We start from the raw sequence: 24,864 nt of genomic DNA, 5'->3' as shown, positions 1-24,864 counted from the left end.
AAGTTTTTTGTTTCATTAAGACTTCCGTTCGAAAAAGAGACGGTCGACAACCTCGCGCCTATACGCGGCTTTTACCTCATTCCGGCAATATCGCACGTGTTGGTAGCGTTTGCGGTGTTGAGTTCATGAGTAGCGCGCGCGTCGGGGCGGCCCGCCCCCAAACCCGGATAAAGGTTACGCGTACCGGGTCTCCGAATGCAGGGCCGCTCCGCGCGCTGCCGGCGCGGAACACGATCCTTCTCGGCGACTGCGTCTCGCTGATGGAGAACATGGCGGCGGAAAGCGTCGATCTCGTCTTCGCCGATCCGCCCTATAATCTCCAGCTCGCCAGCAAGCTCACGCGCCCGGATCAAAGCCTCGTCGACGCGGTCGACGACGACTGGGACAAGTTCACGGATTTCGCGGCCTATGACGCCTTCACGCGCGATTGGCTCTCGGCGGCGCGCCGCGTGATGAAGCCGACCGCGACCATCTTCGTCATCGGCTCCTATCACAACATCTTCCGCGTCGGCGCGATCATGCAGGATATCGGCTTCTGGATCCTGAACGACATCGTCTGGCGCAAGAACAATCCGATGCCGAATTTTCGCGGACGCCGTTTCACCAACGCCCATGAGACGATGATCTGGGCGGCGCGCGACGCTTCGGCGAAAAGCTACACCTTCAATTACGAAGCGCTGAAGGCCGGCAATGAAGATTGCCAGATGCGCTCCGACTGGCTGCTGCCCATCTGCACCGGCGCCGAAAGGCTGAAGGATTCGCACGGCCGCAAGGCCCATCCGACGCAAAAGCCCGAAACGCTGCTCGCGCGCGTTCTCCTTTCCGCGTCGAACGCCGGCGATCTGGTGCTCGATCCCTTCTTCGGCACGGGCACGACCGGCGCCGTCGCGAAGCGCCTGCGCCGCGACTATGTCGGCCTCGAGCGCGAAGCCGCTTACGCCGAAGCCGCGCAAGCGCGCATCGCCGCGATCGAGCCGCTGCCCGAAGAAGCGGTAGCGGTCGCGCCGTCGAAACGCGCCGAGCCGCGCATCGCTTTCGCGAGTCTCGTCGAAGCCGGTCTTCTCGCGGCGGGCGCCGCGCTCACCGATTCGAAGAGGCGTCATACCGCCATCGTTCGGGCGGACGGAACCCTGTCGCTTTCCGGTTTCGTGGGTTCGATTCACAAGACCGGCGCGCTGGCGCAGGGGCTTCCCGCGTGCAACGGCTGGACCTTCTGGCATTACGAGGAGAAGGGCCGCCTCGCGCCGATCGATGAATTGCGCGGGCAGATTCGCGAAAGACTGCGCGAAGCGGCGGAGTGAGAAGAACCGTCATTGCATGGGCGCGCAAGCGGACGAAGCGTCCAGAGTCCGCGATGTCGCTCTGGATTTGCTTCGCTGCGCTCGCAATGACGGCGCGCGCTTTTGTTTTAGACGAGGAATCCCGCGTAAAAGCCCACTAGCAGCACCACGCCGATAAAGGCGCGATAGACGACGAAGGGCCAGGCTGAGAAGCGCTCGAGAATGCGCAGGAGGCCCCAGATCGCCGCGAAGGCGGAGACCGACGCCACGAACAGGCCGACCGACAGAACCGACCAACCGTGGAAATCGAGATGCGCCTTGTGCAGCTCCCACAGCTCCTTCAGGCCCGCGAGCGCGATGGCCGGCAGGCCGAGCAGGAAGGAAAAGCGCGCGGCTTCCTCGCGCTTGAGATCGAGAAAGAGCGCGGCGGTGAGCGTCGAGCCCGAACGCGACACGCCCGGAATGAGCGCGCCGACCTGCGCGAAGCCGACGATCATTGCGTCCTTGAGGCTCACATGGTCGAGCGTGCGCTTGTGATTGCAATAAAGCTCGGCGATGGCGAGCAGCGCCGCCATCACGATGCAGGAAATGCCGATGACGGGCAGCGAGCGCAAAGGCGAGCCGCAGGTGTTGAGCGTATGCGAGAGCAGGATGCCCGCAAGGCCGATGGGGACCGTCGCCAGCCCGATCCAGAAGACGAAACGGAAGGTCCAGTCGTTGAAATCGCGCCGGCGGATGGCGGAAAGCGAGCCGATCGCGAGCGCGCGAATGTCGCCCCAGAAATAGCTCACCACGGCGGCGAGCGCCGCGAGCTGCATGGCGGCGGAGAAGGCGGAGCCCGGATCCTTCCAGCCGAGCAGCGCCGGCACGATGCGCATATGCGCGGTCGAGGAGATCGGCAGAAGCTCGGAAATGCCTTGAACTACGCCGAGCGCCGCCACCTTCATGTAACCGAGATCGACGAAACCCGTATCGAGACCATTGGTGCAAGCCGAGGCCATGTCATTCCCTGTCGGAGGCTGCGCGCGCGGCGCCTTGGAATTTACCATGGCGCACTTTTGATTAATGGAGCGCAAATGTGGCGAGGTCGGGAAATCGCGGCCTGTGACCCTCCGCGCTCGTCAGCGGGCGAAACTTGCGCGCCGGCGGCTTATTTGAACAAAGCCAGCGCCTTGCTGGCGGTCATTGAGACGCCCCAGGCGAGAGGGATTCCGACGGCGAGCCAGGAGAGGATCAGCACGGGCGACAGGGTCGCGGGAGCGCGCGCCGCCGCGAGGGGGGCGGGATCGTCCTCGGGCTCCAGCCCCTCTTCGACGAAATCCTCGAAATCGGCGTGGGCCTCTTTCTCTTCCTGCTTCACCGCCGCCACGCTGACCTTCTTCGCGGCTGCGGCTTCCTCGTCGGTCATGCAATATTTCTCGGCCACCGGCCCGACGAGAAGATTGCAGACGAGGCCCGCGAGCAGCAGGCCCGCCAGCACATACATGGTCTGGTTATAGGCCGCCTCGCGCGGCGCGCCGGCCCCGAGCTGATATTCGCGGATGTAGTTCACCAGCACCGGGCCGAGCACGCCCGCCGTCGACCAGGCGGTCAAGAGCCGCCCATGGATCGCGCCGACATAATGCGTGCCGAAAATGTCGGCGAGATAGGCGGGAATGGTCGCGAAGCCGCCGCCATACATGGTGATGATCGCCGCGAAGAGCAGCACGAAGAGGAAGACGACGCCGCCCTTCGCCGCGAAGGGGACCGCGGCGTAGAGGATGAAGCCCGCGACGAAGAAGATCGCGTAAGTCCCCTTGCGGCCGAAAGCGTCGGAGGCCGAGGCCCAGCCGATGCGACCGCCAATGTTGCACAGGCTCAAAAGGCCCGTGAAGCCCGCCGCGATGGCGGCGATCGCCTTCCGCTGATCCGCGCTCAGCGCATCATAGCCGACGTCGAGGCCGATCAGCCTCCCGCCGAACACTTCCTGCAACATGGGCGACGCCATGCCGAGCACGCCGATGCCGGCCGAGACATTGAGGCAGAGCACGCCCCAGAGCAGCCAGAATTGCGGGGTCTTCCAGGCGAGGTCGAGATGGACGTGGCGATGCGTCACCATGGCGTTGGCGGCGGGCGCCGGCGGCGTCCAGCCGGCCGGGGCCCAGCCCTCCGGCGGCACGCGATAGCCGAGCGCCCCGCTCACCATGAACACGAAATAGATGGCGGCGAGCGCCACGAAGGTCTGCCAGACGCCGGGCGAATCCGGCGTCGCGAAATGGCCCATCAGCCAGTCGGCGAGCGGCGCGCCGATCATGGCGCCGCCGCCAAAGCCCATAATGGCCAGCCCCGTCGCGAGGCCGCGCCGGTCCGGGAACCATTTGATGAGCGTCGAAACCGGCGAGATGTAGCCGAGGCCGAGGCCCACGCCGCCAATGACGCCGGAGCCGATCCAGATCATCCAGATCTGATGCAGAAAGACGCCCGCCGCCGAGATCAGCAGGCCGCCGCACCAGCAGCAGGCGGCGGCGAGGCCGGCCTTGCGGGGCCCCGCCGTTTCGAGCCAGTGGCCGAAGATCGCCGCCGAGGAGCCGAGCAGCACGAAGAACAGCGTGAAGGTCCAGCCGAGCCAGCTGATCTTCCAGTCGCAGTCCGTGGCGACGATCTGCGCCAGAACGCCCATATCGGCCGGGCAGTCCTTCGCAGCCGCGCCGCCGACGACGCGCGACAGCGGCAGCCAGAACACCGAAAAGCCATAGGCCATCCCGATGCAAAGATGAACCGCCAGCGCCGCCGGCGGAGCCAGCCAGCGATTGAATGAGCCGGAGGCGATCGTCCGTTCGCGGGAAAGGAAGCTCGGTTGCGGCGCAACGGCGACGTCCATCTCTCAACCTTTCCCGACGCTAATGGCGCCGATTGACGCTATGCAAAGACTGGAAGCGATTGCTCCGTCCATGCATATCGCACTGCAAAAGATTGATCAATGAGACCGCGATTTTCCGGCGTCGAGACGGCGGACTCGCTCCCTCGCCCCGCATGCGGGGCGAGGGGTCCGGGTGGGGGGCAAGGGGCCGAGAAACCTCTCGCTGCCGCCGCGACACAGCGCGAGACGTGCGTAGATGTCGCTTCGCTCCTCTCCCTAACCCTCTCCCCGCGCGCAGGGAGCGCGCCGGGAGAGGGGATCAGCCGGCGCTCTTCTCGATGATATGCGCGAGATCCGTCATGATGACGTTGAGGTCGTAATTCTTCGGCGTATAGACCGCCGCGACGCCGGCCTCGAGCAGCAGCTTTTCGTCCGCCGGCGGGATGATGCCGCCGACGACGAGCGGGGCCGCGACGCCCTCTTCCTTCATCAGCCGCATCACTTCATGGGCGAGCGTGACATGCGAGCCCGACAGGATGGAGAGGCCGACGCAGTGCACGCCCTCCTTCTTCGCGGTTTCGACCAGCTCGGCGGGCGTCGAACGAATGCCCGCATAAATCACGTCGAAGCCCGCATCGCGCGCGCGCACCGCGATCTGCTCGGCGCCGTTGGAGTGGCCGTCGAGGCCCGGCTTGCCGACGAGGAACTTGGCGCGCGAGCCGATCTTGTGGGAGACGCGCTCCACCTCGCCGCGCACCTTGTCGAGCTGGCCGCCGACCTGGCGGGCCGTCGAGGAGACGCCCGTCGGCGCGCGATATTCGCCGAAAATGCCGCGCAGCACATTGCCCCATTCGCCGGTCGTCACGCCGGCCTTGGCGGCGGCGATGGAGGGCTCGACCATGTTGCGGCCTTCCCTGGCGGCGCGGGCGAGCTCCTCGACCGCTTCCCTGGCCGCCTTGTTGTCGCGGCTCTCGCGCCAGGCCTTGAGGCGGGCGATCTGATCGGCTTCGACCCCCTCCGGCACGACCATGATCGCGTCATCGCCCGAGGCCAGCGGCGAGGGTTCGGTGGAAGTGAACTTATTGACGCCGACGACGACCTGCTCGCCCGCTTCGATGGCTTCGAGGCGCGCGGTGTTCGATTCGACGAGCCTCGACTTCATATAGCCGATCTCGACCGCGGCGGCCGCGCCGCCGAGCTCGTCGATCTTCTTCAGCTCGGCCATGGCCTCGCTTTTAAGCTCCGCGACCTTGCGCGCGATCTCCGGATTGCCGTCGAAAATATCGCCATATTCGAGCAGATCCGTCTCATAGGCCATGATCTGCTGCATGCGCAGCGACCATTGCTGATCGAAAGGACGCGGCAGGCCGAGCGCCTCGTTCCAGGCGGGAAGCTGCACGGCGCGGGCGCGGGCGTTCTTCGACAGCACCACGGCCAGCATCTCGATGAGAATGCGATAGACGTTGTTTTCCGGCTGCTGTTCGGTGAGACCCAGCGAATTGACCTGCACGCCGTAACGGAACCGGCGCGACTTCTCGTCCGTCACGCCGTAGCGCTCGCGCGTGATCTCGTCCCACAGCTCGACGAAAGCGCGCATCTTGCAAAGCTCGGTGACGAAGCGCATCCCGGCGTTGACGAAGAACGAGATGCGGCCGACGACCTGCGCGAAATCCTCGTCCGACATGCCGGCTTTCTTGACTCCGTCGAGAATGGCCACGGCCGTCGCCAGCGCATAAGCGAGCTCCTGGGCCGGCGTCGCGCCGGCTTCCTGCAAATGGTAGGAGCAGACGTTCATCGGATTGAATTTCGGGCATTCCTTCGTCGTGAAGAGAATGAGGTCCTGCGTGAGCCGCAGCGACTGCGCCGGGGGGAAGACATAGGAGCCGCGCGAAAGATATTCCTTGATGATGTCGTTCTGCGTCGTGCCCTGCAGTTTTATGCGCGGCGCGCCCTGCTCCTCGGCGGCGGCGATGTAAAGCGCGAACAGCCACACGGCGGTGGCGTTGATCGTCATCGACGTGTTCATCTCCGCGATCGGAATGCCGTCGAAGAGCGTGCGCATGTCGCCCAGATGCGAGACCGGAACGCCGACCTTGCCGACCTCGCCGCGCGAGAGGATGTGGTCGCTGTCATAGCCCGTCTGGGTCGGCAGGTCGAAGGCGATGGAGAGACCCGTCTGGCCCTTGGCGAGGTTGGAGCGATAGAGCCGGTTGGACGCCTCGGCGGTCGAATGGCCCGCATAGGTGCGGAACATCCAGGGCTTGTCTCGGCGCGGGGCGGTCATGTCGTTCATCGGGCTCCTCCTCGAAGCGCTGCGATAGCACAGAAGGAGGTTTTGACAAGTTGCGGCTTGGTCGCGCCCGCGCGCGCCCATGGAAGGCGCCAATTTACGGCGAGGCCTGACCGATCACTCCCCCGACCGCGCCTTCGCCAAATCCCGCGCCGCCTCCGGCCACAGCTCCCGCAGCGGCAAAGGCAGGTCCGAGACGACCTTGGCGGTTTCGTTGAAATCCAGCTCCCGCCAGATCACCGCAAAGACCGCCCGCGCCGCCGTCGCCGCGTCGACCGGGAAGCCAGGCGGCAGGCCTCGGTCGATCATGTTCTCGAAGGCCTCGACATTGCGGACCGCCATCGGCGTGTCCGCCATATGCCAGCCCTCATAGTAGAGCCCCCGCAACAGCATGGGAAGCTGGGCGCCGAAATGGACCGCCTGCTCCGGGGTCAGCCTGTCGCGCAGCGCGTGGAGCACGGCGCGCAGGGCGGCGTAGGCGCGAGGCCGGTCGCCGAGCCTCCCCTCCTCCGCCAGTCTCTTGAGCCAGATATTGGCGAGCTGGACCGTATGGTCGAGCGCCGCGACCTGTGTTTCGCTCATGACCGAGGCTCCTGTTGCGGCCCGCCGCCCCGTCTCCTCAGATAAGCGGGCGGCGGGCGGCTGCAATCGACGCCGTTTCGCGCGCAACCCGCTTCGAAACGCGGACGCCGGAACGCCGTCGTCTTCCCTTCATCATAGGCGAAGCCCTACGGACCCCTCGGAATTTTCACCCTATGCCGCCGGGCGCCGGGCGATTATAAGCGCTGCCGGATTAGATATCGCCACATGAGCCCGAATGGAGGGAGCCTTACCTTGAGCGAGAAGAAAGACCTTTACGAGCTGGGCGAAATCCCGCCGCTCGGCCATGTTCCCAAGAACATGTACGCCTGGGCGATACGGAAAGAGCGCCATGGCCCGCCGGAGACGGCGATGCAGCTCGAGGTCCTGCCGACCTGGGAGCTCGACAGCCATGACGTGCTCGTCCTCGTAATGGCCGCCGGCGTCAATTATAACGGCGTCTGGGCCTCGCTCGGCGAACCCATCTCCCCGCTCGACGGCCATAAGAACCCTTATCACATCGCCGGCTCCGACGCCTCGGGCATTGTCTGGGCGGTGGGCTCCAAGGTGAAGCGCTGGAAGGTCGGCGACGAAGTCATCATCCATTGCAACCAGGATGACGGAGACGACGAGGAGTGCAATGGCGGCGATCCGATGTTCTCGCCGTCGCAGCGCATCTGGGGCTATGAGACGCCGGACGGCTCCTTCGCCCAGTTCTGCCGCGCGCAGGACCGCCAGCTCATGCCGCGCCCCAAGCATCTCTCCTGGGAAGAAGCGGCCTGCTACACGCTCACCCTCGCCACCGCCTATCGCATGCTCTTCGGCCATGAGCCGCATGAGCTGAAGCCCGGCCATAATGTGCTGGTCTGGGGCGCCTCAGGCGGCCTCGGCGTCTTCGCCGTGCAGCTCTGCGCGGCCTCGGGCGCCAACGCCATCGGCGTCATCTCCGACGAATCCAAGCGCGACTACGTCATGTCGCTCGGCGCCAAGGGCGTCATCAACCGCAAGGATTTCAAGTGCTGGGGCCAGCTCCCCAAGGTCAACTCGCCGGAATATGTCGAGTGGTCCAAGGAAGCGCGCAAATTCGGCAAGGCGATCTGGGACATCACCGGCAAGAAGGACGTCGACATCGTCTTCGAGCATCCGGGCGAGGCGACCTTCCCGGTCTCGACGCTGGTGGCCAAGCGCGGCGGCATGATCGTGTTCTGCGCGGGCACGTCCGGCTTCAACATCACCTTCGACGCCCGCTATGTGTGGATGCGCCAGAAGCGCATTCAGGGCTCGCATTTCGCGCATCTGAAGCAGGCCGCCGCCGCGAACCAGTTCGTGATCGACCGCCGCGTCGATCCCTGCATGTCCGAGGTCTTCGCCTGGGACAAGATCCCGCTCGCCCATATGAAGATGTGGAAGAATGAGCACGCGCCCGGCAATATGGCGGTGCTGGTCAACGCCATCGAGCCCGGCCTGCACACGGTCGAGGACGTGGTCGAGGCCTACGGCAAGAAGAAGTGAGCGGCTTCGCTTGCTCGACGGAATTGGCGGCGCGCCGGGAGACTGGCGCGCCGTTGTTGTTTTTCAGGTAATTCCCAACAATCGTGGCGCCGCATCGCCCCCCACCCCTGCCCCTCCCCGCCACTTCGTGGGGGAGGAATGATGCGGCATCGTGCGGGCTACAAACCAGGCTACGCCGAGCTTGGGGGTAAGGCGACCTCCCTCCCCCCACGGAGTGGCCTACCGCATTCACACATCTTGGTTGCGTAGGGCCTGGGGGTCTGATTCCATTTGAAGGAATCGGAGGGACGGACGATGGACGGACGGACGCTGGGTCGCTTTGGCGACGCGCGACTGGAAAAAGGGGGGCCTTTCTGCTTTCCCGGCTGGTGGCGGAGGGCGGCGGGGGCATACGCATTCGTCGGCTCGGCGGCGACCGGGCTGGTGAGATCAGGATCACGCGCTTTCTTCGCAATCGGGCGGTGACCGGCGCGGAGATGTTCGCCACGGCGGCCGCGCGCGCGTCGGCGCGTTGCGCGGGGCGCGCGGTTCTGGCGATTCAGGACACGACGGTCGTCAAGTCCGGGGGCGGCGGCGGACTCTATCTGCATCCGACCCTCGTCGTCGACGCCGAGGACGGTTCGATCGTGGGTCTGGCGCACGCGCAGTTCCTCGAACGCGCGACGGGACGCAAGGCGGATCGGCGTCAGCGGCCGATCGAGGACAAGGAAAGCCGGCGCTGGCTGGAGGGCGCGGCGGCGGCGGCGAAAGTTTGCGCTTCGGCGCGCGAGGTCACGGTCGTGGCCGATCGCGAGAGCGATATTTATTCCGCCTTCGCGCGGCGCCCGCCGGGGGTTCACCTCCTCGTGCGCGCCGCGCAGGACCGCGCGCTGGAGGATGGCGAGCGGCTGTTTGCGCGCCTGGATGCGCTGGAGGAGGCCGGGCGGGCGACGCTGTCGCTTCCGGCCAGGCCCGGACGGCCGGCGCGCGAAGCGACGCTGGCCGTCCGGCATGGGCGCTTTGATCTCGCGCGGCCCAGGAACGGCGCGGCCAGGAACGATCCGTCGACGATCGCGGTCCATCTCGTCGACGTGCGCGAGATCGACCCGCCCCCAGGCGAAAACGTCCATTGGCGTCTGATCACGACGCGCCCCGTCGACGGCCTCGCGCAAGCGCTCGGGGTCGTCGATCTGTATCGACGCCGCTGGGCGATCGAGCAGTTGTTCCGCACGATGAAGACCGACGGCTTCGACATCGAGGCCGTGCGCATGGAAGACGACGCGCCGCGCCAGACCCTGGCGGCCGCGACGTTGATCGCGGCCGTGACGATCCAACAACTCGTCCACGCCCGAGACGGCGGCGACCCGCAACGTCTGCGCCCGCTCCTCGACGCCTTCGAGCCCAAGGACCAACCGCTGCTGGAAGCCTATTGCGCCACCCTCGAAGGCAAGACGCAGCGCCAGAAGAACCCGCATCCGCGAGGGTCCCTGGCCTATGCGTCCTGGGTGCTCGCCCGCCTCGGCGGCTGGACCGGCTATTACGGAAAACCCGGTCCCGTCGTCATGCTCGCCGGATGGCTCAAATTCCAGCACGGAAAATACGCCATCGCCCTCACCCAACCAACGCCGCCGCTAACCAACACAGATGTGTGAATCTGCTAGACGGAGTGGCGGGGAGGGATTAAGGGTGGGGGGCCGCGCCGCTATCGCCAGACGAGGAGCGGAGCCGCGCTTGACCAATCCCTCTCCGCGATGCAGCTTAGCCGCTTCCTGCAATCGGGCGTCACGGGCGAGGCCACGCGCGCGTGACGCCGGCAAAGGTGCGGAATGCTGGAAGCGCGCGATCTCTCGAAGCGCTATGACGGGGCGCAGGCCCCGGCGCTTGATCGTCTCAATCTCACGGTCAATCCCGGCGAGGTCTTCTGCCTGCTCGGCCCCAACGGCTCAGGCAAGACGACGACGGTCAATCTCTTCCTGGGCTTTCTGGACGCCACCGAAGGACAGGCGCTGGTCTGCGGGATCGACAGCGCGAAAGACCCGCTCGGCGCGCGCGCGAAGCTCGCTTATATCCCCGAGACGGTGATGCTCTACGGCGCCCTCACCGGGCTCGAAAACCTGGCCTATTTCACGGAGGTCTCGGGCGCGCCGGCGCCTCCCGCAAGCCTCCTGCCGCTGCTCCTCGCCGCCGGCCTGCCGGAGGAAGCCGCGACACGGCCCGTGCGCTTCTATTCGAAAGGCATGCGCCAGAAGGTCGGCGTCGCCATCGCGCTCGCCCGGCGCGCGCAGGCGTTGCTGCTCGACGAGCCGACCTCCGGGCTTGATCCGCTCGCGGCGAATGAATTCGCCGCTTTGGTCGAAAAGCTGCGGCGCGACGGCATGGCGATCCTGATGGTGACGCACGACCTCTTCCTCGCCAAGCAATGCGGCACGCGCATTGGCGTCATGGCCGGCGGCAGGCTCGCCCGCGTCTTCGACGCCGGGGACGTCGATCATCTCGGGCTCGAACGCGCCTATCTCGATCTCTTCAGGACCGGGGCGGCCGCATGAGCGACGTCGCGCTCTCCCCCGTCGCGCCAGCCGCCCCGACGCGGCGCGCACGCATCGTGCGCGCAGTCGCCGCCAAGGAAATTCTGGAGATGCGCCGCGACCGGCGCCTCCTCGCGCTTTTCGTCTTCACGGCGCTGCTGACGCTCGCCGCGCTCGGCTTCGGCGCCGTCGAGAATGCGCGCCTCACGCGCGAACGCGCCGCCGCCGCCGAGGCGGACCGGCTGCTCTGGACGGGACAGAGCGCGAAGAACCCCCATGCCGCCGCTCATTTCGGCCAATACGCCTTCAAGCCGGCAAGCCCGCTGTCGCTCGCCGATCCGGGCGTCGATCCTTACGTCGGCTCGGCCGTCTGGCTCGAAGCGCACAAGCAGAACGAAGCGCAGTTCCGCGCGGCGCGCGACGGCGGGATCGCGGCGCGGCTGGGCGGACTCTCCGCCGCCTTCATCCTTCAGACGGTCGCGCCGCTCATCGTGCTGCTCGCGGGCTTCGCCAGCTTTTCCGGCGAGCGCGAAAGCGGCGCGCTGAAACAATTGCTGAGCCTCGGCGCGCGCCCGCGCGATCTTCTCGCGGGAAAGGCGCTGGCGCTCATGGGCGCGAGCGCCGCGCTGCTCGCGCCCGCCGTCGTCGGGGCTGCGATCGCCGTGGCGCTGATGACCGACGCGGGGCGCCTTTCTCTCGCCGATCAATTCATCCGCCTTGCCGCTCTCGCGGCGGGCTACGCGGTCTATCTCGCGGGCTTCGTCTTCCTTGCCCTCGGCGTTTCCGCGCTGGCGAAATCGAGCCGCGCGGCGCTCGTCGCGCTGCTCGCCTTCTGGCTCGTCAACTCCTTCCTCGCGCCGCGCCTCGCAACTGACATTGCGCGCGGTCTCGCGCCGACGCCCACGGCGCAGGAATTCCGCGCCGCGATCGCCAGGGACAAGGCCGGGACCTTCGGCCATGACGAGACGCATCCGGCCTTCGCCGCCTTTCGCGACGACGTGCTCAGGACTTACGGCGTGAAGGACATAAAAGACCTGCCGGTGAGCTTTCGCGGCCTTGCCCTGCGCAGGGACGACGAGAACGGCTACGCAATTTTCGACAGGCATTTCGGCGCGTTGCAGGCGGCGTACGACAGGCAGGACGCGTTGCGCGCAAGCGCGGGATTTTTCTTCCCGCTGCTGGCGCTGCGGCCCCTCTCCATGGCCTTTGCGGGCTCGGACAGCCGGGCGCAATTCGATTTCGCGACCGCCGCAGAGGCGCATCGCCGCGACATACAGAACGAAGTCAGCGACAACATCATCCATTTCCAGCGCGACGAGAACTATGTCGCCGGCCCGGAATTGTGGAGGCGCATCGCCGCCTTCTCCTATCGCGCGCCCATGGCGGGCTTCGCGCTTTCCTCAAGCGCCGAGGCGATAGCGGGCCTTGTGGGCTGGCTTGCGCTCACTTTCGCTTTCGCGCTTTTCGCCGCGCGCCGATTGAAGCCGCTATGAGCGCCTTTCTCGCCGGAATGCGCTTCGAGGCGCTGATTCTCAAGCGCGAGCGCGCCGTTTGGCTGGCGCTCGGCGCGCTCGTCGCCGCCGTCCTGTTTTCGCTCTATACAGGCGCAGCGCGCGTCGAGGCCCGGCAAATCCTCGTCGCCGCCGCGCGCGCGGAAGAAGCGCAGCGCCTGGACGGACTGAAAAGGACGCTCGCCAAGCTTGATGCGGGCGAAGCGAAAGAAGAGCCGCCGCCCTTCCGCGATCCGCGCAACGCGGCCTTCATGGGCGGCGGGCCCGCCGCGCGCGTCGCCGCGCTCGCCCCCCAGCCGCTGGCGCTCGCGGCGGTCGGGCAGAGCGATCTCTTTCCGCCCGTCGTGAAGGTGACAACCGCCTCGAAGGACAGTTTCCTTTACGCCGACGAAATCGAAAATCCGGCCAATCTCATGAGCGGCTCGACCGACCTCGCTTTCGTGATCGTCTTCGTCTATCCGCTCGTCATTCTCGCGCTGACTTTCAACCTGCTGGCGGGCGAATGCGAACAGGGCACGCTCGCCATGACGCTCGCTTCCGCGCGAAAGCCGGGCGCGACTCTCGCGGGCAAACTCGCCGCGCGCGTTCTGGCCCCGGTCGGCGCAACGCTTCTCGCCGTCGCGCTCGGGATCGCGGCCTTTGCGGGCGCGGACGCCCTCGCCTCCTCATCATTCGTCGCACTCGCGGCGATCGTCCTCCTCTACGGCCTCTTCTGGGCGGCGCTCGCCTGCGCCGTCGACGGGCTGGGCAGGAGCTCGGCCTTCAACGCGCTGACGCTGATCTGCGCCTGGGTCGTCCTGACCATGCTGGCGCCCGCCGGGATCAACAGCCTCGCGGGCTACGCCCATCCTGCGCCCTCGCGCATCGACATGGTTCTCGCCGCCCGCGCCGCATCGACCGACGCCGACAAAGCGCGCGACGCCGCGCTCGCCCGCTATGTCGACGAACACCCGGGCGAGAAGCGCGACCGCGCGCGAGAGGGAACGCTGCGCCGCCTGGCGACGCAGGAGGCGGCTTTCCAGCGCGTCGAGGGCGTTATCGCGGCGCATGACGCGCAGCTCGAACGCCAGCGCGCGCTCGCCGATCGTTTGGGCTTCCTGTCGCCGGCGCTGCTGACCTATCGCGCGCTCGCCGACGTCGCGGGCGCGGGAGAGGCGCGCTATCGCGGCTTTCTCGACCTAATCGCCTCCTTCCATGTCGAATGGCGCGATTTCTTTCTCTCCCGCGCCAAGGCGGGCGCGGCGATGACGGCGGCGGATTACGACGCGCTGCCGCGCTTCTCCGAGCCGCAGGAACCGGCGGCCGCGAGCGTCGCCGCGCCGCTTGCAGGCGTGCTGATCCCAATGGTTATCCTCGTTTTCCTCGCTGGGCGCGGCTTGCGGCGCGTGACGCCGCAAACCGGTTTGCGGCGTTCGCGATGAGCGGGTAGCTTCAGAGCCGATAAGGTTTTTTCCCGCCAGACTCCGCAGCCGATGTTTCACGATCCCGATTTCATGCCCTTCGTTCCACGCAAACGGCCGTCGATCCGCGTCGCGGCGCGTAATTTCATCGAGAACTGGCCGGCCGAGGCCTATCGCGACAGTCATGCGACGGTTCGCGGCGTCTGGCCGATCCTGCCGGAGATGCGGCTCGTCGCCGACCCCGTTCTGGTCGAAGAGATTCTCGTCGCCCAGGCCGACAAATTCGGCCGCGACCGGCTTCAGGTGGAGGCGCTCGCGGACGAGGTCAACCGCGACAGCCTGTTCTTCGCGGAAGGCGCGCATTGGCGCTGGCAGCGGCGATCGGCGACGCCGGCTTTCCGTTACGAAAATCTTCTCGCCCTCGTTCCGACCTTTGCGATGGGCGCGGACATCCTCGCGCAGGAGTGGGGCGCTCGCGGCAGGGAAGTCGTCGATGTTTCGCCCGCCATGACGCGCGCGACCTTCTGGATCATCTTGCAGGCGGTGCTGGGCGAGGGCGCCGCGTCGCTCGACCGCGAAAAATATCTCGCCGCGCTGACGCCGGCTTTTTCGACGACCGCCTGGCGCTTTCTCTACGCTCAGATGAGCCTGCCGCGCGCCTTTCCCTTCCCCGGCAAACGAAAGGCGGAAGCGGACGTGCGCTGGCTGCAACGCGAAACGTCCCGGCTTGTGGCGGAGCGGCGCGCGGCCCGCGGCGGGGGGACGGACATTCTCGGCCTCCTGCTCTCGGCGCGCGATCCCGAGACCGGCCGCGCCATGACCGACAGCGAGCTCGTCTCCAACCTTTATATCTTCATGGTCGCCGGCCATGAGACGGCGGCCACCGCTCTCGCCTGGACGCTCTGGCTTCTCGCCAAGGATCAGGCGACGCAGGAGCGGCTGCGCGCCGAAATCGACGCGGTCGTCGGCGCGCGCGACATCGCGCCGGAGGATCTGGAGCATTTGATGTTCGCGCGGCAGGTCATACAGGAATCGATGCGGCTCTTCCCGCCGGGCGTCGCCATCGGACGCGGGGCGCGCGAGGACGTGACGATTGGCCCGCTCGACATTCGCAAAGGCGACTTCCTCCTCGTCGCAAGCTTTTGCCTGCACCGGCACGAGAAGCTCTGGGAGGAGCCCAACGCCTTCGATCCCTGCCGTTTCGCGCCTCAAAAGGCGAGCGCGCGCCAACGCTACGCCTATCTCCCCTTCGGCGCCGGCCCCCGCATCTGCATCGGCCTGAGCTTCGCGATGATCGAAATGCAGGTCGTGCTCGCGACGCTCATACGGCGTTTCCGCTTCAGGGCCGTTCCCGGCCATCGCCTGGCGCTCGCGACGAATCTCACCTTGCGGGCGAAGAACGGGCTGCCTCTGGAGATCGAAACCCTCTGAACGAAAAGGATCGCGCCATGTTTCACGATCCTGACTTCCAGCCCTTCGAGCCGCGGGCCGAGCCGTCGCTTCGGGCTTATGTGCGCAATTATCTCGAAAACTTTCCGCCCGATTCCTATCGTGGCGAGATGACGGCGGTCCGGCGCTTCAACCGGCCGCAGACGATCTTTCTCACCGATCCGGACCTCATCGAGGACGTGCTGGTGAAGCGCGCGGACTTCTTCCCGCGCGACCGCATCACCCCGCAGGCGCTCTCGAACGTCGTCGATCCGCAGGGCCTTTTTCTCGCGGAGGGCGCCCACTGGCGCTGGCAGCGACGCGCGGTCGCGCCGGCCTTCCGGCACGAGAACCTTTTGGCGCTGACGCCGGTCTTCTTCGACTGCGCGGAGCGGCAGGCGGCGAAATGGCGCGCGGCGGGGCCGGGGCAAATCGACGTCGCCAAGGCGATGATGGGCGTCGCCTTCGACGTGATCCTGCGCGCCGTGATGGGGGACGCGGAAGCTGTCGACCGCGAAAAATTTCTCGCCGCCGAGACCGACGCCTTTTCGGGCTTCTCCTGGCAATTCCTGCTCGCGGCGCTGGGCCTGCCGAAATATCTGCCCCATCCCGGCTTCCTCAAGATGCATCTCGCGACGCGCTATCTGCGGCGCGAGACCGCGCGGCTCGTCAAGGACCGCCGGGGCGAAGCGACCGGGGCCGACATTCTTTCGCTCCTCATCAAGGCGCGCGATCCCGAGACCGGCCGCGCCATGAACGAGCGGGAGCTTCTCGCCAATCTCTTCACCTTCATTTCCGCCGGCCACGAGACGGCGGCCACCGCGCTGGCCTGGACGCTGTGGCTCATCGCGAAAGATCAGGCGACGCAGGCGCGGCTGCGCGACGAGGTCGTGGCGGTCGCGGGCGACGGGCCGATCGGCCGCGACGAGGTCGAGCGCCTCGTCTTCACGAGGCAGGTCCTGCAGGAATCGATGCGGCTCTTCTCGCCCGTCGGCGCGATCTCGCGCCAGCCGCGCGAAGCGACGACGCTGGGCGGCCATCCGATCGAGAAAGGCGCGCAGGTCGTCGTCGCGATCTGGGCGCTGCATCGAAACGAAAAGCTCTGGCCGGATCCGCTCGGTTTCGAGCCCGACCGCTTCGCGCCCGAGGCCGCGAAGGCGCGCCACCGATTCGCATATCTTCCCTTCGGCGGCGGCCCGCGCATCTGCATCGGCATGAGCCTCGCGATGCTGGAGATGACCACGGCGCTGGCGACGCTCGTGCGGGGTTTCGTTTTCAAGCCCGTCCCGGGCTTCAGGCCGGACATCCAGCCGAACATTTCGACGCGGCCGAGATATGGACTGCCGCTCATCGTCTCGCCGGTCTGATCGGCCTCATGTCGGCGCGTCTGCGCCAAGCGCGATCCGCCGCCCCTCCGGCGGCCTTTCGGACGCAAAAGCGTCGATGAGCGCGACGATGCGCGAAACGGTCTCGCGCGCGAAGGTTCGCAAACCCGAATAAGCCTCGACGTCGCGCGCCGCGAAGCCGGTATAGCGGAGCCCATGCGCCCGCGCGATGAAAACGGCGCGCTCGGCGTGGAAGCGCTGCGAGACGACGATGGCGTCGGTCTGCCCGAAAAGGAGATGGGCGCGTGAAAGCGAGTCGCGCGTATGAAACCCGGCGGCGTCGCGATAGATGCGCTCGGGCGGCGCGCCCCTGGCGATCAGCGCGTCGCGCATGGCCGTCGGCTCGTCATAGCCGTCGTCGCGCCGGTCGCCGCTGACGATGAGATAGCGGACCTTTCCGGCCTTGAAGAGCGCCCCCGCCGCGTCGATGCGGTAGAGGAAATAGCGATTGGGTCCGTCGCCGTCGCGCCGGAAGGGCGAGGCGCCGAGAACGAGACCGGCCTCGGCCGGGGTCGCATCCGCCAGGGAGGCGACGATATGGGCGCGCGCGTCCCGACTCACCCAAATCCACGCGGCCCCGGCGAGAAGGGCATAGGCGGCGAGACCGAAAAGGATCCGTTTTCGCAAAGGATTAGCCATGCTCGAAAACCATCTCCGGCAGGTCCGCCTCGGCGAGGGGCGAGGAGGTGAGAGCATTCTAAAGGGTCTGGCCGCGCCGGTCTTTGCGCGGGCGCACGGGCGCGCCCGTGCGCGATGATGCGGCGCAGGGGAGTCCTGTTGCGTCGCAGCCGAAATGACGGCATTTAGGTCGCCAAAATTTCCACGGCCCGTTAACGGGCCTCATTCCGGGTAGGAAAAGAACGAATGACCGTCGCGACGAAACTCGATCCCGCAAGCTGGCTCGCCGCCGCCAAGGAGGCGCTCGCCGCCGTCGAGGCGCTCTATAATGAAGGGCTTGCGAGCGTTCGCGCCCGCGTCACGAAGGATGGCAAGCTGTCGAACGAGCTGATCGAGGCCGACCAGCACGCCGCGCACGGCCTCTCCTGGTTCGCGACCTATGTGCAGGGCCTCAAGGAGCTGATCGACTATGCCGAGCGCCTTCAGGGCGAAGGCGCCTATGGCGAGACGGAAGAGCTCCTGAACCAGATCGGCTATGCCGAGCTGCTGGCCCAGGTCTATGGCGGCATTCCGATGAGCCAGGGCGAATTCGTCCGCCTCTCCGATTTCGGCCTCACGGCCCAGCAGGTCGCCGCCCGCCGTCCCGCTTCGGTCGACCGCCTCATTCTCTCCGGCAATACGCCCGCGAACCGCGCCCGCCTCGCCGAACTGATCGACCATCATTCGGCGGCCGAGACCATCGGCGCTTCCGGCCTCGACGAGACGCTGGAGGCGATCCGCAGCGAAATGCGCAAATTCGCGGCCGACAATGTCCTGCCCTTCGCGCAGGAATGGCACGCCAAGAATGAATATATTCCGCTGGAGGTCATTTCCGGTCTCGCGGAACTGGGCGTCTTCGGCCTCACTATCCCTGAGGAGTACGGCGGCTCGGGCATGGGCAAGATCGCCATGTGCGTCGTCTCCGAGGAGCTGTCGCGCGCCTATATCGGCGTCGGCTCGCTCGGCACGCGCTCCGAGATCGCGGGCGAACTCATCCTCGTCGGCGGCACGCAGGAGCAGAAGAACAAATATCTGCCGAAGATCGCCTCGGGCGAAATTTTGCCGACCGCCGTCTTCACCGAGCCGAATAACGGCTCTGATCTCGCGGGCCTGCGCACCCGCGCCGTGCGCGAGGGCGACGTCTACAAGGTCACGGGCAACAAGACCTGGATCACCCATCCGGTCCGCGCCGACATCATGACGCTGCTGACCCGCACCAACCCCAACGAGAAGGGCTATAAGGGCCTCTCCATGTTCATCGCCGAGAAGCCGCGCGGAACGGACGAGAACCCCTTCCCGGCCAAGGGCATGACCGGCGGCGAGATCGAGGTGCTCGGCTATCGCGGCATGAAGGAGTTCGAGATCGGCTTCGACAATTTCGAGGTGCCGGCGGCCAATCTCCTCGGCGGCGAGGAGGGCAAGGGCTTCAAGCAGCTCATGGAGACGTTTGAATCCGCCCGCATCCAGACCGCCGCGCGCGCGCTCGGCGTCGCGCAATGCGCCCTCGACCTCGGCCTGAAATACGCCAAGGAGCGCATCCAGTTCGGCAAGCCGCTCTTCGCCTTCCCGCGCGTCTTCAACAAGATCGTGTCCATGGCGGTGGAGATCCATGTCGCCCGTCAGATCACCTATTTCGCGGCGCGCGAGAAGGATGAGGGCAAGCGCTGCGACCTCGAGGCCGGCATGGCCAAGCTGCTCGGCGCCCGCGTCGCCTGGGCGGCGGCGGACAACGCCCTGCAAATCCATGGCGGCAACGGCTTCGCGCTGGAATATCCGGTCTCGCGCGTCCTCTGCGACGCCCGCATCCTCAACATTTTCGAGGGCGCGGCGGAGATTCAGGCGCAGGTCATCGCGAGAAGGCTGCTGGAGGGGTAATCCTCTCCAGAGATTTCTTCTTTATCCCTCGCCTTTCCGGGCGAGGGATTTTTTTTGGAGAAATCGATGTTCAAGGCGTTCGCAAAAGCCAATGACGACCTCATATCCTTTTGCCGCTGCGAAGGGGCCTTCGCCTTCACCGGACAGGCGGACTGCCCGTGGTGCGGCTGCGGCTGGCTTTTCACCTGTCTGACATGCCGAAAGGCGTTTGCCTGCCTCGGCGTCGCAGCCGAAAGCTGTCGAAATCACGCTTTTTTGTCGGCTCCCGGACACGCCTGTCGGTCGTTTTTTGCGCAGCATGCCCAACCTTTTGCGCTGCGGCGATTTAGCGCGGCGCGCTGTTATTGTTCGAGATAGTTTTGGAGAGCAGGATCAATTTAACACTGGCGAAAGCTTCGGCGCGCATTATATGTTGCAACGCACAAACAGCGCAGCCGATATGCGCTAGCCAGGGGTCGTCACGAGGCGGCAAGGATTTTGCGCCATCGTCGCGATCCAAGGAGGTCACCATGTTGGAATCGGTCAGACAGTATTTTCAGGACTGGTCGGACGCCTGCGAATACGCCAATGAATGCGCGCCCGACCTGTCATTTCTTGGCAATGGCGAGCCTTTCACGGCCCTGCTCTTCATCGCCGCGGCCTGCTATCTCGCCTGGGCGGCGAACGAGGCCCGCATCCACCGCCGCGGCCAGGCGCCGACGACCGTATCCGCGCCGGCGAACGAGCTGAAGACCGTCGTCGCCCAGATGCAGCAGGCGCAGGCCGCCCCGGAAAAGCTCGCGGCCTGACTTACGCTCGACCGGCCGGCGCGTCCTTTCGACGCGCGGCGGCCACGCTTGCTCTCTCCTCGTTCGACCGCCACATCTATGGCGTAAGCTTATCGAACGAGGACGCTATGAGCGCAGTTGCTGTCCATAATGGCGCGTGGGTTTTGATCGGCGACGGCCGTCGCGCGCTGTTCTTCTCCAATCACGGCGACGCCGAACTGCTGGATCTGCGGGTCGTCGAGACGCGCGTCGAGGAAAATCCCCCCACCCGCGAACAGGGCTCGGACGCGCCGGGCCGCGCCTACGCTTCGGCCGGCTCGAGCGCGCGCAGCTCCATGGGCAATGTCGACTGGCACGAGCTCGAGGAAGAGCGCTTCGCCCGCGCCATGGCTGACCGCATCAACGAAGCGGCGGAAAGCGGCGAGCTGAAGGAAATCGTCATCGTCGCGCCGCCCAAGACGCTGGGGGAAATTCGCAAGGATCTCTCCGTCAAGGCGCAAGGCAAGGTCGCCGGCGAGCTTCACAAGGACCTCACCAAGCACCCGCTGCCGGAGATCGAGAAGCTGCTGGCGCTGAAGCCGGCGACTTGAGTCCCCGGCGCGCGCTGCAAAAAAGCGGGAATCGATTTTCAAGGTCGCGCAGGCGGCTCAGGCCGGCGCGTCTGAGAACGGGGCTCGCCGTCGCCACGCCGACGCCCGCGGCCTTTGTCGATATGCGTTCCAGAGAATCGCTGGCTCAGACTCCATGAAACGACGCAGTCTGCAAGACTGCGCCATCTCATTATCACGTCGCGGCCGGTCCGGCGAATATGTCAAAAGCGACGCTCAGCACCACAGTCGCGGGCACCGCGAGCACGACGCCCATCGCGCCAAAAAGGGCGCCGAAGGCCAGCATACAGAAAAGCAGCACGACGGCCGGCACTCTTAAGGAGCGACTCTGCAGGAAGGGCGTAATGAGATAGCCCTCGACAAAGCTTGCGCCGCCGATCGCGAGCGCCGCGAGCGCCGCCGTCTCGGCGCCGTGCGGCAAGGCGACGAGCGCGCCGATCACAAGCGCGATGATCGAACCGAAATAGGGAATGAAGGCGAGCGCGCCGCTGATGGTCGCGAGGGCCAGCGGCGCCGGCACGCCGAAAGCCCATAGCGCGACGCCTGAAAAGACCGCATTCATGACGACGACATAAAGCTGTATGAGCAGCCATTGCCGCAGGGACAGCCCGGAACGATCGAGAAATCGCGACATCTTTTCGCGGTGTTGAGCGGGCGTCAAAGCGACGACGCCGTCGACATGCCCCTTAGGATCAGCGGCGAGATAGGCGGCGCCGATAATCGCGAAAACCGTCAAAGCGAGTCCGTTGCCAAGCGATCCAAGCGCGGCTCCGAGATGCTGCGCGATCGGCGCCGTCGCCTTGGAGTAATCGACGTCGACGACGAGCTTCTCGACAAAGCGCCCCCAGGGATGCTCTTCGACAAGTCGCTCGATGAAGGCGATCGCGGCCGGAATGTCCAGCGCGACTTCGTCATACTGGCTAATGAGCTGATTGCCGAACGCCATCAGCGTCATGACGATCCCGACGACGATCCCCACGGCGACTCCCAGCAGCGAAACGCCCGCAGAAACACCCAAGCGAGCGCCCAGCATTTCCGCCGCGCCGCGCCAGCCGATCGCAATGATAATCGTGGCGAATACGATCGGGAAAAAGTCTGAAAGCTTCCAAAAAAGCAGGCCGAGCACGACTGCGATCGCGGCGATCATCGCGATCGTTATCGCGCGCGCGACGAAATCCGGTTGCTCGAGACTCTTCGTCAAAAAATTAAGCTTCATCGGGCTCCCCTACTTCGTCGACCGCCGGATTTTCGAACGCTAACGCACATGGCGAGAACCGCTCGCTTTCTTCTTTAGATCATACCGCGTCAGGGACGGATTATTGGGTCCGCGCCGCCGCGGCTTCGTTAGGGCCGAATCTTGACATCGCCGTTAAAGCGGCGGCAATAGGGCCAAGTCTCGAAAAGGAGTCGCGTGGCCAAGTGTGCGCGCAAATCGTCGAAACGAGGTAAATCGGCGCCGAGAGGGGAAGAATAGTCGTGCATGATGGGCGCATTCTCGAAGTAACATCCGTCATTGTGACCATTCTCCTGGTCTTGACCGCATTCAAATTCGCCCAGGCAGTGGTGGAGCCCCTCGTTTTCGCCCTGTTCATCATCGAAATCGCCTGGCCGATGCAAAAAGCGCTTCAGATGAAAATCGGCAAAGGCATGGCCTTGGCGGTCACGCTCCTCGTGACGGCGGCCGTCGCACTGACGCTATTTTCCGTGATCGTCTGGGGCGGTCGCCAGATCGTGGATTGGGTGACCGACAATGTCGAGCGAATTCAGGATTTGCTTATCGCGTCGACTGCCTGGCTCGAAAAGCACGATATTTTCATCCTCGCCCTCATCTCGGATCATTTCAACCCGGCGGCGCTTGTGCGAATGGTTCACGCCGTGGCGATGCGGGTGAACACGATCCTCGCCTTCGCAGTGATTGTGCTGATTTACGTGATCCTCGGCCTCGGCGAGACGGACATTATGACCGCGCGCGTCGCGGCCCTCAAAAATCAGGACGCCAGTCGACGGTTGATCGTCGCCGGCCGGAGGATCGGCGAGAAATTCCGAACCTATATGTTGGTCCGGACGGCCGCAAGCGTCGCGACCGGCCTGGCGGTATGGGGATTCGCGCGTTTCATGCGGCTGGACATGTCCGGCGCCTTCGGCGTGCTGGCCTTCGCGCTCAATTACCTTCCCTATATCGGCTCCTTTATCGTCACGGCGTTTCTGCCGCTGTTTGCTTTTGTTCAGTTCGGATCGTTCGAGACGCCTTTGCTCGTGCTCATTGGAATTTCATTCATCCAGGCCCTCATCGGCAGCTATCTCGAACCTGTATTCTCCGGATCGGCCTTATCCATCTCCCCGCCTCTCGTGCTCTTCTCCATCATATTGTGGACATATCTTTGGGGGGCGCTCGGAGCCTTCCTCGGCGTTCCGCTTGCACTCGCCGCTTTGACGCTTTTTGAGGAATTCCCCGCGACGCAGTGGATGGCGGACGTATTGTCAGGCGGGCGCGCAACAAGGAGCTGAATAAACAATCCGCCGGCGCATCGGTCCAAGTCGGCGACGCCGCGAACAGCAATCGCCGGGTTGGCGGAAGGGTCGCTTTAGCCGGCGCGACGGGGGTCTCTATTTGAACAGCGCCAGCGCCTCTGCGGCCAGCACGCCCCCCGTAATGTGGATGGTCTCGAAACGCGCGGCGTCGGCGAGCGAGCGGCTCGGCGTCATGATCTGCCCGATCTTGGCGGAGAGCCGCTCGATCGAGGCGGCGTAGACCATCCGCCCGAAGCCGCTCCAGAGGATGGCGCCCATGCACATGGGGCAGGGCTCGCCGGTCGTGTAGATCGTCGCGCCTTTCAACCCGGCCGCCGGACGTGACGCGCAGAAATTGCGAATCGCGACCATCTCGCCATGGGCCGTCGGATCGTTGGTCTTAATGCCGCTGTTTCGACCGGCGGCGGCGACCACGCCATCCCGCACGATGACGGCGCCGAAGGGGAAATCGCCCTTGGCCGCTTCCGCGAGCGCCAGCCGCATGAAGCTTTCGTCCTCGGCGCGCCGGCGGGAAACCACCGCCTTCGCCCCCGCGGGCGCTGCGCCGAAAACGGCCCCCAGCCCCGCGCCTGCGAAAACCGCAAGGGCGCCGCGGCGGTTCAACCCCCGCGCGCAGCTGCAACGGCAAAGCTTTCTCATCGGCTGCGCTCCTTGTCCCGCGCCCTTTGCGAAGCTTGACATGGCGCGCCCGCCAATGCCACTCGCGGCGCGAAACGAACAGGAGAGGGCGTCAAAGGCATGTCGAAAGCTTTTATTTTCCCCGGGCAGGGCTCGCAGGCGGTGGGCATGGGCAAGGCGCTGGCGGAAAGCTTCGCGCCTGCCCGCGCGGTCTTCGAGGAGGTCGATTCGGCGCTGTCGCAACCGCTCTCCAGGCTCATGTTCGAGGGGCCGGAGAATGAGCTGACGCTGACGGCCAACGCCCAGCCGGCGCTGATGGCGGTCTCGCTCGCCGCGATTCGCGTGCTGGAGGCCGAATGCGGGCTCGATCTCGCCAGGGACGCCGCTTTCGTCGCCGGCCATTCGCTCGGCGAATATTCGGCGCTCGCCGCCGCCGGGGCGCTCTCCGTCGCCGACACCGCCAGGCTCCTGCGCATTCGCGGCGACGCGATGCAGAAGGCCGCGCCTGTCGGCGAAGGCGCCATGGCGGCGCTGCTCGGCGCCGAGGTCGACCAGGCGAAGGAAATTGCGGACGAGGCGGCTTCCGCCCTTTCCGCCTGTTGTCAGGTGGCGAACGACAATGGCGGCGGCCAGGTGGTGATCTCGGGCGCCAGGACGGCGATCGAGAAGGCGATGGACATCGCCAGGGAGAAAGGAATCAAGCGCGCCATTCTGCTGCCTGTCTCCGCGCCCTTCCATTGCGCGCTGATGCAGCCCGCCGCCGACGCGATGGCGGCCGCGCTCGCGACCGCCGCCATCTCCGCCCCGAAAGTTCCGGTCGTCGCCAACGTCACCGCCGCGCCGGTCGCGGACCCCGAAACGATTCGCAAGCTCCTTGTCGAGCAGGTGACGGGCGCGGTCCGCTGGCGCGAATGCGTGGCCTATATCGCCGGTCAGGGCGTCGACAAATTCGTGGAATGCGGCTCGGGCAGGGTGCTGGCCGGGCTCCTGAAGCGCATCGCGCCCGGCGCGACGGCGATTTCGGTGGGCGCGCCGGCGGATCTCGACCTGTATCGGTCCTTTTGAGGCCGAAAAACAAA

General features: G+C 65.9%; 21 protein-coding genes. 13 read left to right on the top strand and 8 right to left on the bottom strand.

All coding sequences use genetic code 11. The features are described from left to right. The first annotated feature begins 125 nt into the window (after positions 1-125). The gene (locus ACNHKD_RS02315) at positions 126-1,301 is read left to right on the top strand and encodes a site-specific DNA-methyltransferase (protein ID WP_442755520.1); all 1,176 of its coding nucleotides are present in this window, start codon (positions 126-128) and stop codon (positions 1,299-1,301) included. A 107-nt stretch (positions 1,302-1,408) separates the two neighbouring features. On the opposite strand, the gene ACNHKD_RS02310 is transcribed toward ACNHKD_RS02315, so the two are convergent. From ACNHKD_RS02310 to ACNHKD_RS02295, 4 genes are all read right to left on the bottom strand, one after another. Continuing rightward, positions 1,409-2,281, bottom strand: coding sequence for an undecaprenyl-diphosphate phosphatase (locus ACNHKD_RS02310; RefSeq protein WP_442756815.1), 873 nt, complete (start codon positions 2,279-2,281; stop codon positions 1,409-1,411). Positions 2,282-2,430: 149 nt separating this feature from the next. After that, complete coding sequence (locus tag ACNHKD_RS02305) at positions 2,431-4,140, bottom strand: OFA family MFS transporter (RefSeq protein WP_442755519.1); 1,710 nt, start codon at positions 4,138-4,140, stop codon at positions 2,431-2,433. Between the two features lie 298 nt (positions 4,141-4,438). Then, the gene (locus tag ACNHKD_RS02300) at positions 4,439-6,412 is read right to left on the bottom strand and encodes a protein meaA (RefSeq protein WP_442755518.1); all 1,974 of its coding nucleotides are present in this window, start codon (positions 6,410-6,412) and stop codon (positions 4,439-4,441) included. A 114-nt stretch (positions 6,413-6,526) separates the two neighbouring features. Beyond that, a complete protein-coding gene (locus ACNHKD_RS02295; RefSeq protein ID WP_442755517.1) occupies positions 6,527-6,991 on the bottom strand; it encodes a DUF2267 domain-containing protein in 465 nt (154 codons plus the stop codon). A 252-nt stretch (positions 6,992-7,243) separates the two neighbouring features. Here ACNHKD_RS02295 and ccrA point away from each other — a divergent pair, with 252 nt between their 5' ends. The 7 genes from ccrA (at position 7,244) to ACNHKD_RS02260 (ending at position 16,710) form a co-directional block, all read left to right on the top strand. Next, entirely contained in the window at positions 7,244-8,500 is a 1,257-nt protein-coding gene (gene ccrA, locus ACNHKD_RS02290; RefSeq protein ID WP_442755516.1) for a crotonyl-CoA carboxylase/reductase, read from the top strand. A 368-nt stretch (positions 8,501-8,868) separates the two neighbouring features. Further along, a complete protein-coding gene (locus ACNHKD_RS02285) occupies positions 8,869-10,131 on the top strand; it encodes an IS4 family transposase (protein ID WP_442754317.1) in 1,263 nt (420 codons plus the stop codon). 174 nt (positions 10,132-10,305) lie between these two features. Beyond that, the gene (locus tag ACNHKD_RS02280; RefSeq protein ID WP_442755515.1) at positions 10,306-11,025 is read left to right on the top strand and encodes an ABC transporter ATP-binding protein; all 720 of its coding nucleotides are present in this window, start codon (positions 10,306-10,308) and stop codon (positions 11,023-11,025) included. Then, positions 11,022-12,497: an ABC transporter permease subunit gene (locus tag ACNHKD_RS02275; RefSeq protein ID WP_442755514.1), complete on the top strand. Its 1,476-nt coding sequence runs from the start codon at positions 11,022-11,024 to the stop codon at positions 12,495-12,497. Before ACNHKD_RS02280 ends, ACNHKD_RS02275 begins: the two co-directional genes overlap by 4 nt. After that, positions 12,494-13,936, top strand: a complete 1,443-nt coding sequence (locus ACNHKD_RS02270) for a DUF3526 domain-containing protein (protein WP_442755513.1) — start codon at positions 12,494-12,496, stop codon at positions 13,934-13,936. Before ACNHKD_RS02275 ends, ACNHKD_RS02270 begins: the two co-directional genes overlap by 4 nt. A 51-nt stretch (positions 13,937-13,987) precedes the next feature. Continuing rightward, a complete protein-coding gene (locus tag ACNHKD_RS02265) occupies positions 13,988-15,346 on the top strand; it encodes a cytochrome P450 (protein WP_442755512.1) in 1,359 nt (452 codons plus the stop codon). Positions 15,347-15,363: 17 nt separating this feature from the next. Further along, positions 15,364-16,710, top strand: coding sequence for a cytochrome P450 (locus ACNHKD_RS02260; protein ID WP_442755511.1), 1,347 nt, complete (start codon positions 15,364-15,366; stop codon positions 16,708-16,710). 6 nt (positions 16,711-16,716) lie between these two features. Here the strand turns inward: ACNHKD_RS02260 and ACNHKD_RS02255 are convergent, their stop codons facing one another. Continuing rightward, positions 16,717-17,355 (bottom strand): SanA/YdcF family protein, encoded by a 639-nt coding sequence (locus ACNHKD_RS02255; RefSeq protein ID WP_442755510.1) that lies wholly within the window; start codon positions 17,353-17,355, stop codon positions 16,717-16,719. A 237-nt stretch (positions 17,356-17,592) separates the two neighbouring features. Between ACNHKD_RS02255 and ACNHKD_RS02250 the strand changes: the two genes are divergently transcribed. After that, complete coding sequence (locus ACNHKD_RS02250) at positions 17,593-19,260, top strand: acyl-CoA dehydrogenase family protein (protein ID WP_442755509.1); 1,668 nt, start codon at positions 17,593-17,595, stop codon at positions 19,258-19,260. A 21-nt stretch (positions 19,261-19,281) separates the two neighbouring features. Here ACNHKD_RS02250 and ACNHKD_RS02245 read toward each other — a convergent pair whose 3' ends face one another. Beyond that, the gene (locus tag ACNHKD_RS02245; RefSeq protein ID WP_442755508.1) at positions 19,282-19,560 is read right to left on the bottom strand and encodes a hypothetical protein; all 279 of its coding nucleotides are present in this window, start codon (positions 19,558-19,560) and stop codon (positions 19,282-19,284) included. Positions 19,561-19,769: 209 nt separating this feature from the next. On the opposite strand from ACNHKD_RS02245, the gene ACNHKD_RS02240 reads away from it, so the two are divergent. Beyond that, positions 19,770-20,048 carry a hypothetical protein gene (locus ACNHKD_RS02240; protein ID WP_442755507.1) on the top strand — a complete coding sequence of 93 codons (279 nt, stop codon included), beginning with the start codon at positions 19,770-19,772 and terminating at the stop codon, positions 20,046-20,048. 107 nt (positions 20,049-20,155) lie between these two features. Then, positions 20,156-20,617, top strand: coding sequence for a baeRF12 domain-containing protein (locus ACNHKD_RS02235; RefSeq protein ID WP_442755506.1), 462 nt, complete (start codon positions 20,156-20,158; stop codon positions 20,615-20,617). Positions 20,618-20,810: 193 nt separating this feature from the next. Here the strand turns inward: ACNHKD_RS02235 and ACNHKD_RS02230 are convergent, their stop codons facing one another. Continuing rightward, entirely contained in the window at positions 20,811-21,851 is a 1,041-nt protein-coding gene (locus tag ACNHKD_RS02230; RefSeq protein ID WP_442755505.1) for an AI-2E family transporter, read from the bottom strand. A gap of 260 nt (positions 21,852-22,111) precedes the next feature. Here ACNHKD_RS02230 and ACNHKD_RS02225 point away from each other — a divergent pair, with 260 nt between their 5' ends. After that, positions 22,112-23,143: an AI-2E family transporter gene (locus ACNHKD_RS02225; protein WP_442755504.1), complete on the top strand. Its 1,032-nt coding sequence runs from the start codon at positions 22,112-22,114 to the stop codon at positions 23,141-23,143. A 99-nt stretch (positions 23,144-23,242) separates the two neighbouring features. Here the strand turns inward: ACNHKD_RS02225 and ACNHKD_RS02220 are convergent, their stop codons facing one another. Next, positions 23,243-23,806: a nucleoside deaminase gene (locus ACNHKD_RS02220; protein ID WP_442755503.1), complete on the bottom strand. Its 564-nt coding sequence runs from the start codon at positions 23,804-23,806 to the stop codon at positions 23,243-23,245. A gap of 99 nt (positions 23,807-23,905) precedes the next feature. Between ACNHKD_RS02220 and fabD the strand changes: the two genes are divergently transcribed. Further along, positions 23,906-24,850: an ACP S-malonyltransferase gene (gene fabD, locus ACNHKD_RS02215; protein ID WP_442755502.1), complete on the top strand. Its 945-nt coding sequence runs from the start codon at positions 23,906-23,908 to the stop codon at positions 24,848-24,850. Positions 24,851-24,864: the final 14 nt, after the last annotated feature.

Origin of the sequence: Methylocystis sp. JAN1 (assembly GCF_052186135.1) — a bacterium.
In the GTDB taxonomy this organism is placed as follows: Bacteria; Pseudomonadota; Alphaproteobacteria; order Rhizobiales; family Beijerinckiaceae; genus Methylocystis.
Note: the sequence above shows the minus strand (reverse complement) of the source record. Positions and strands in the feature narration are given on the sequence as shown.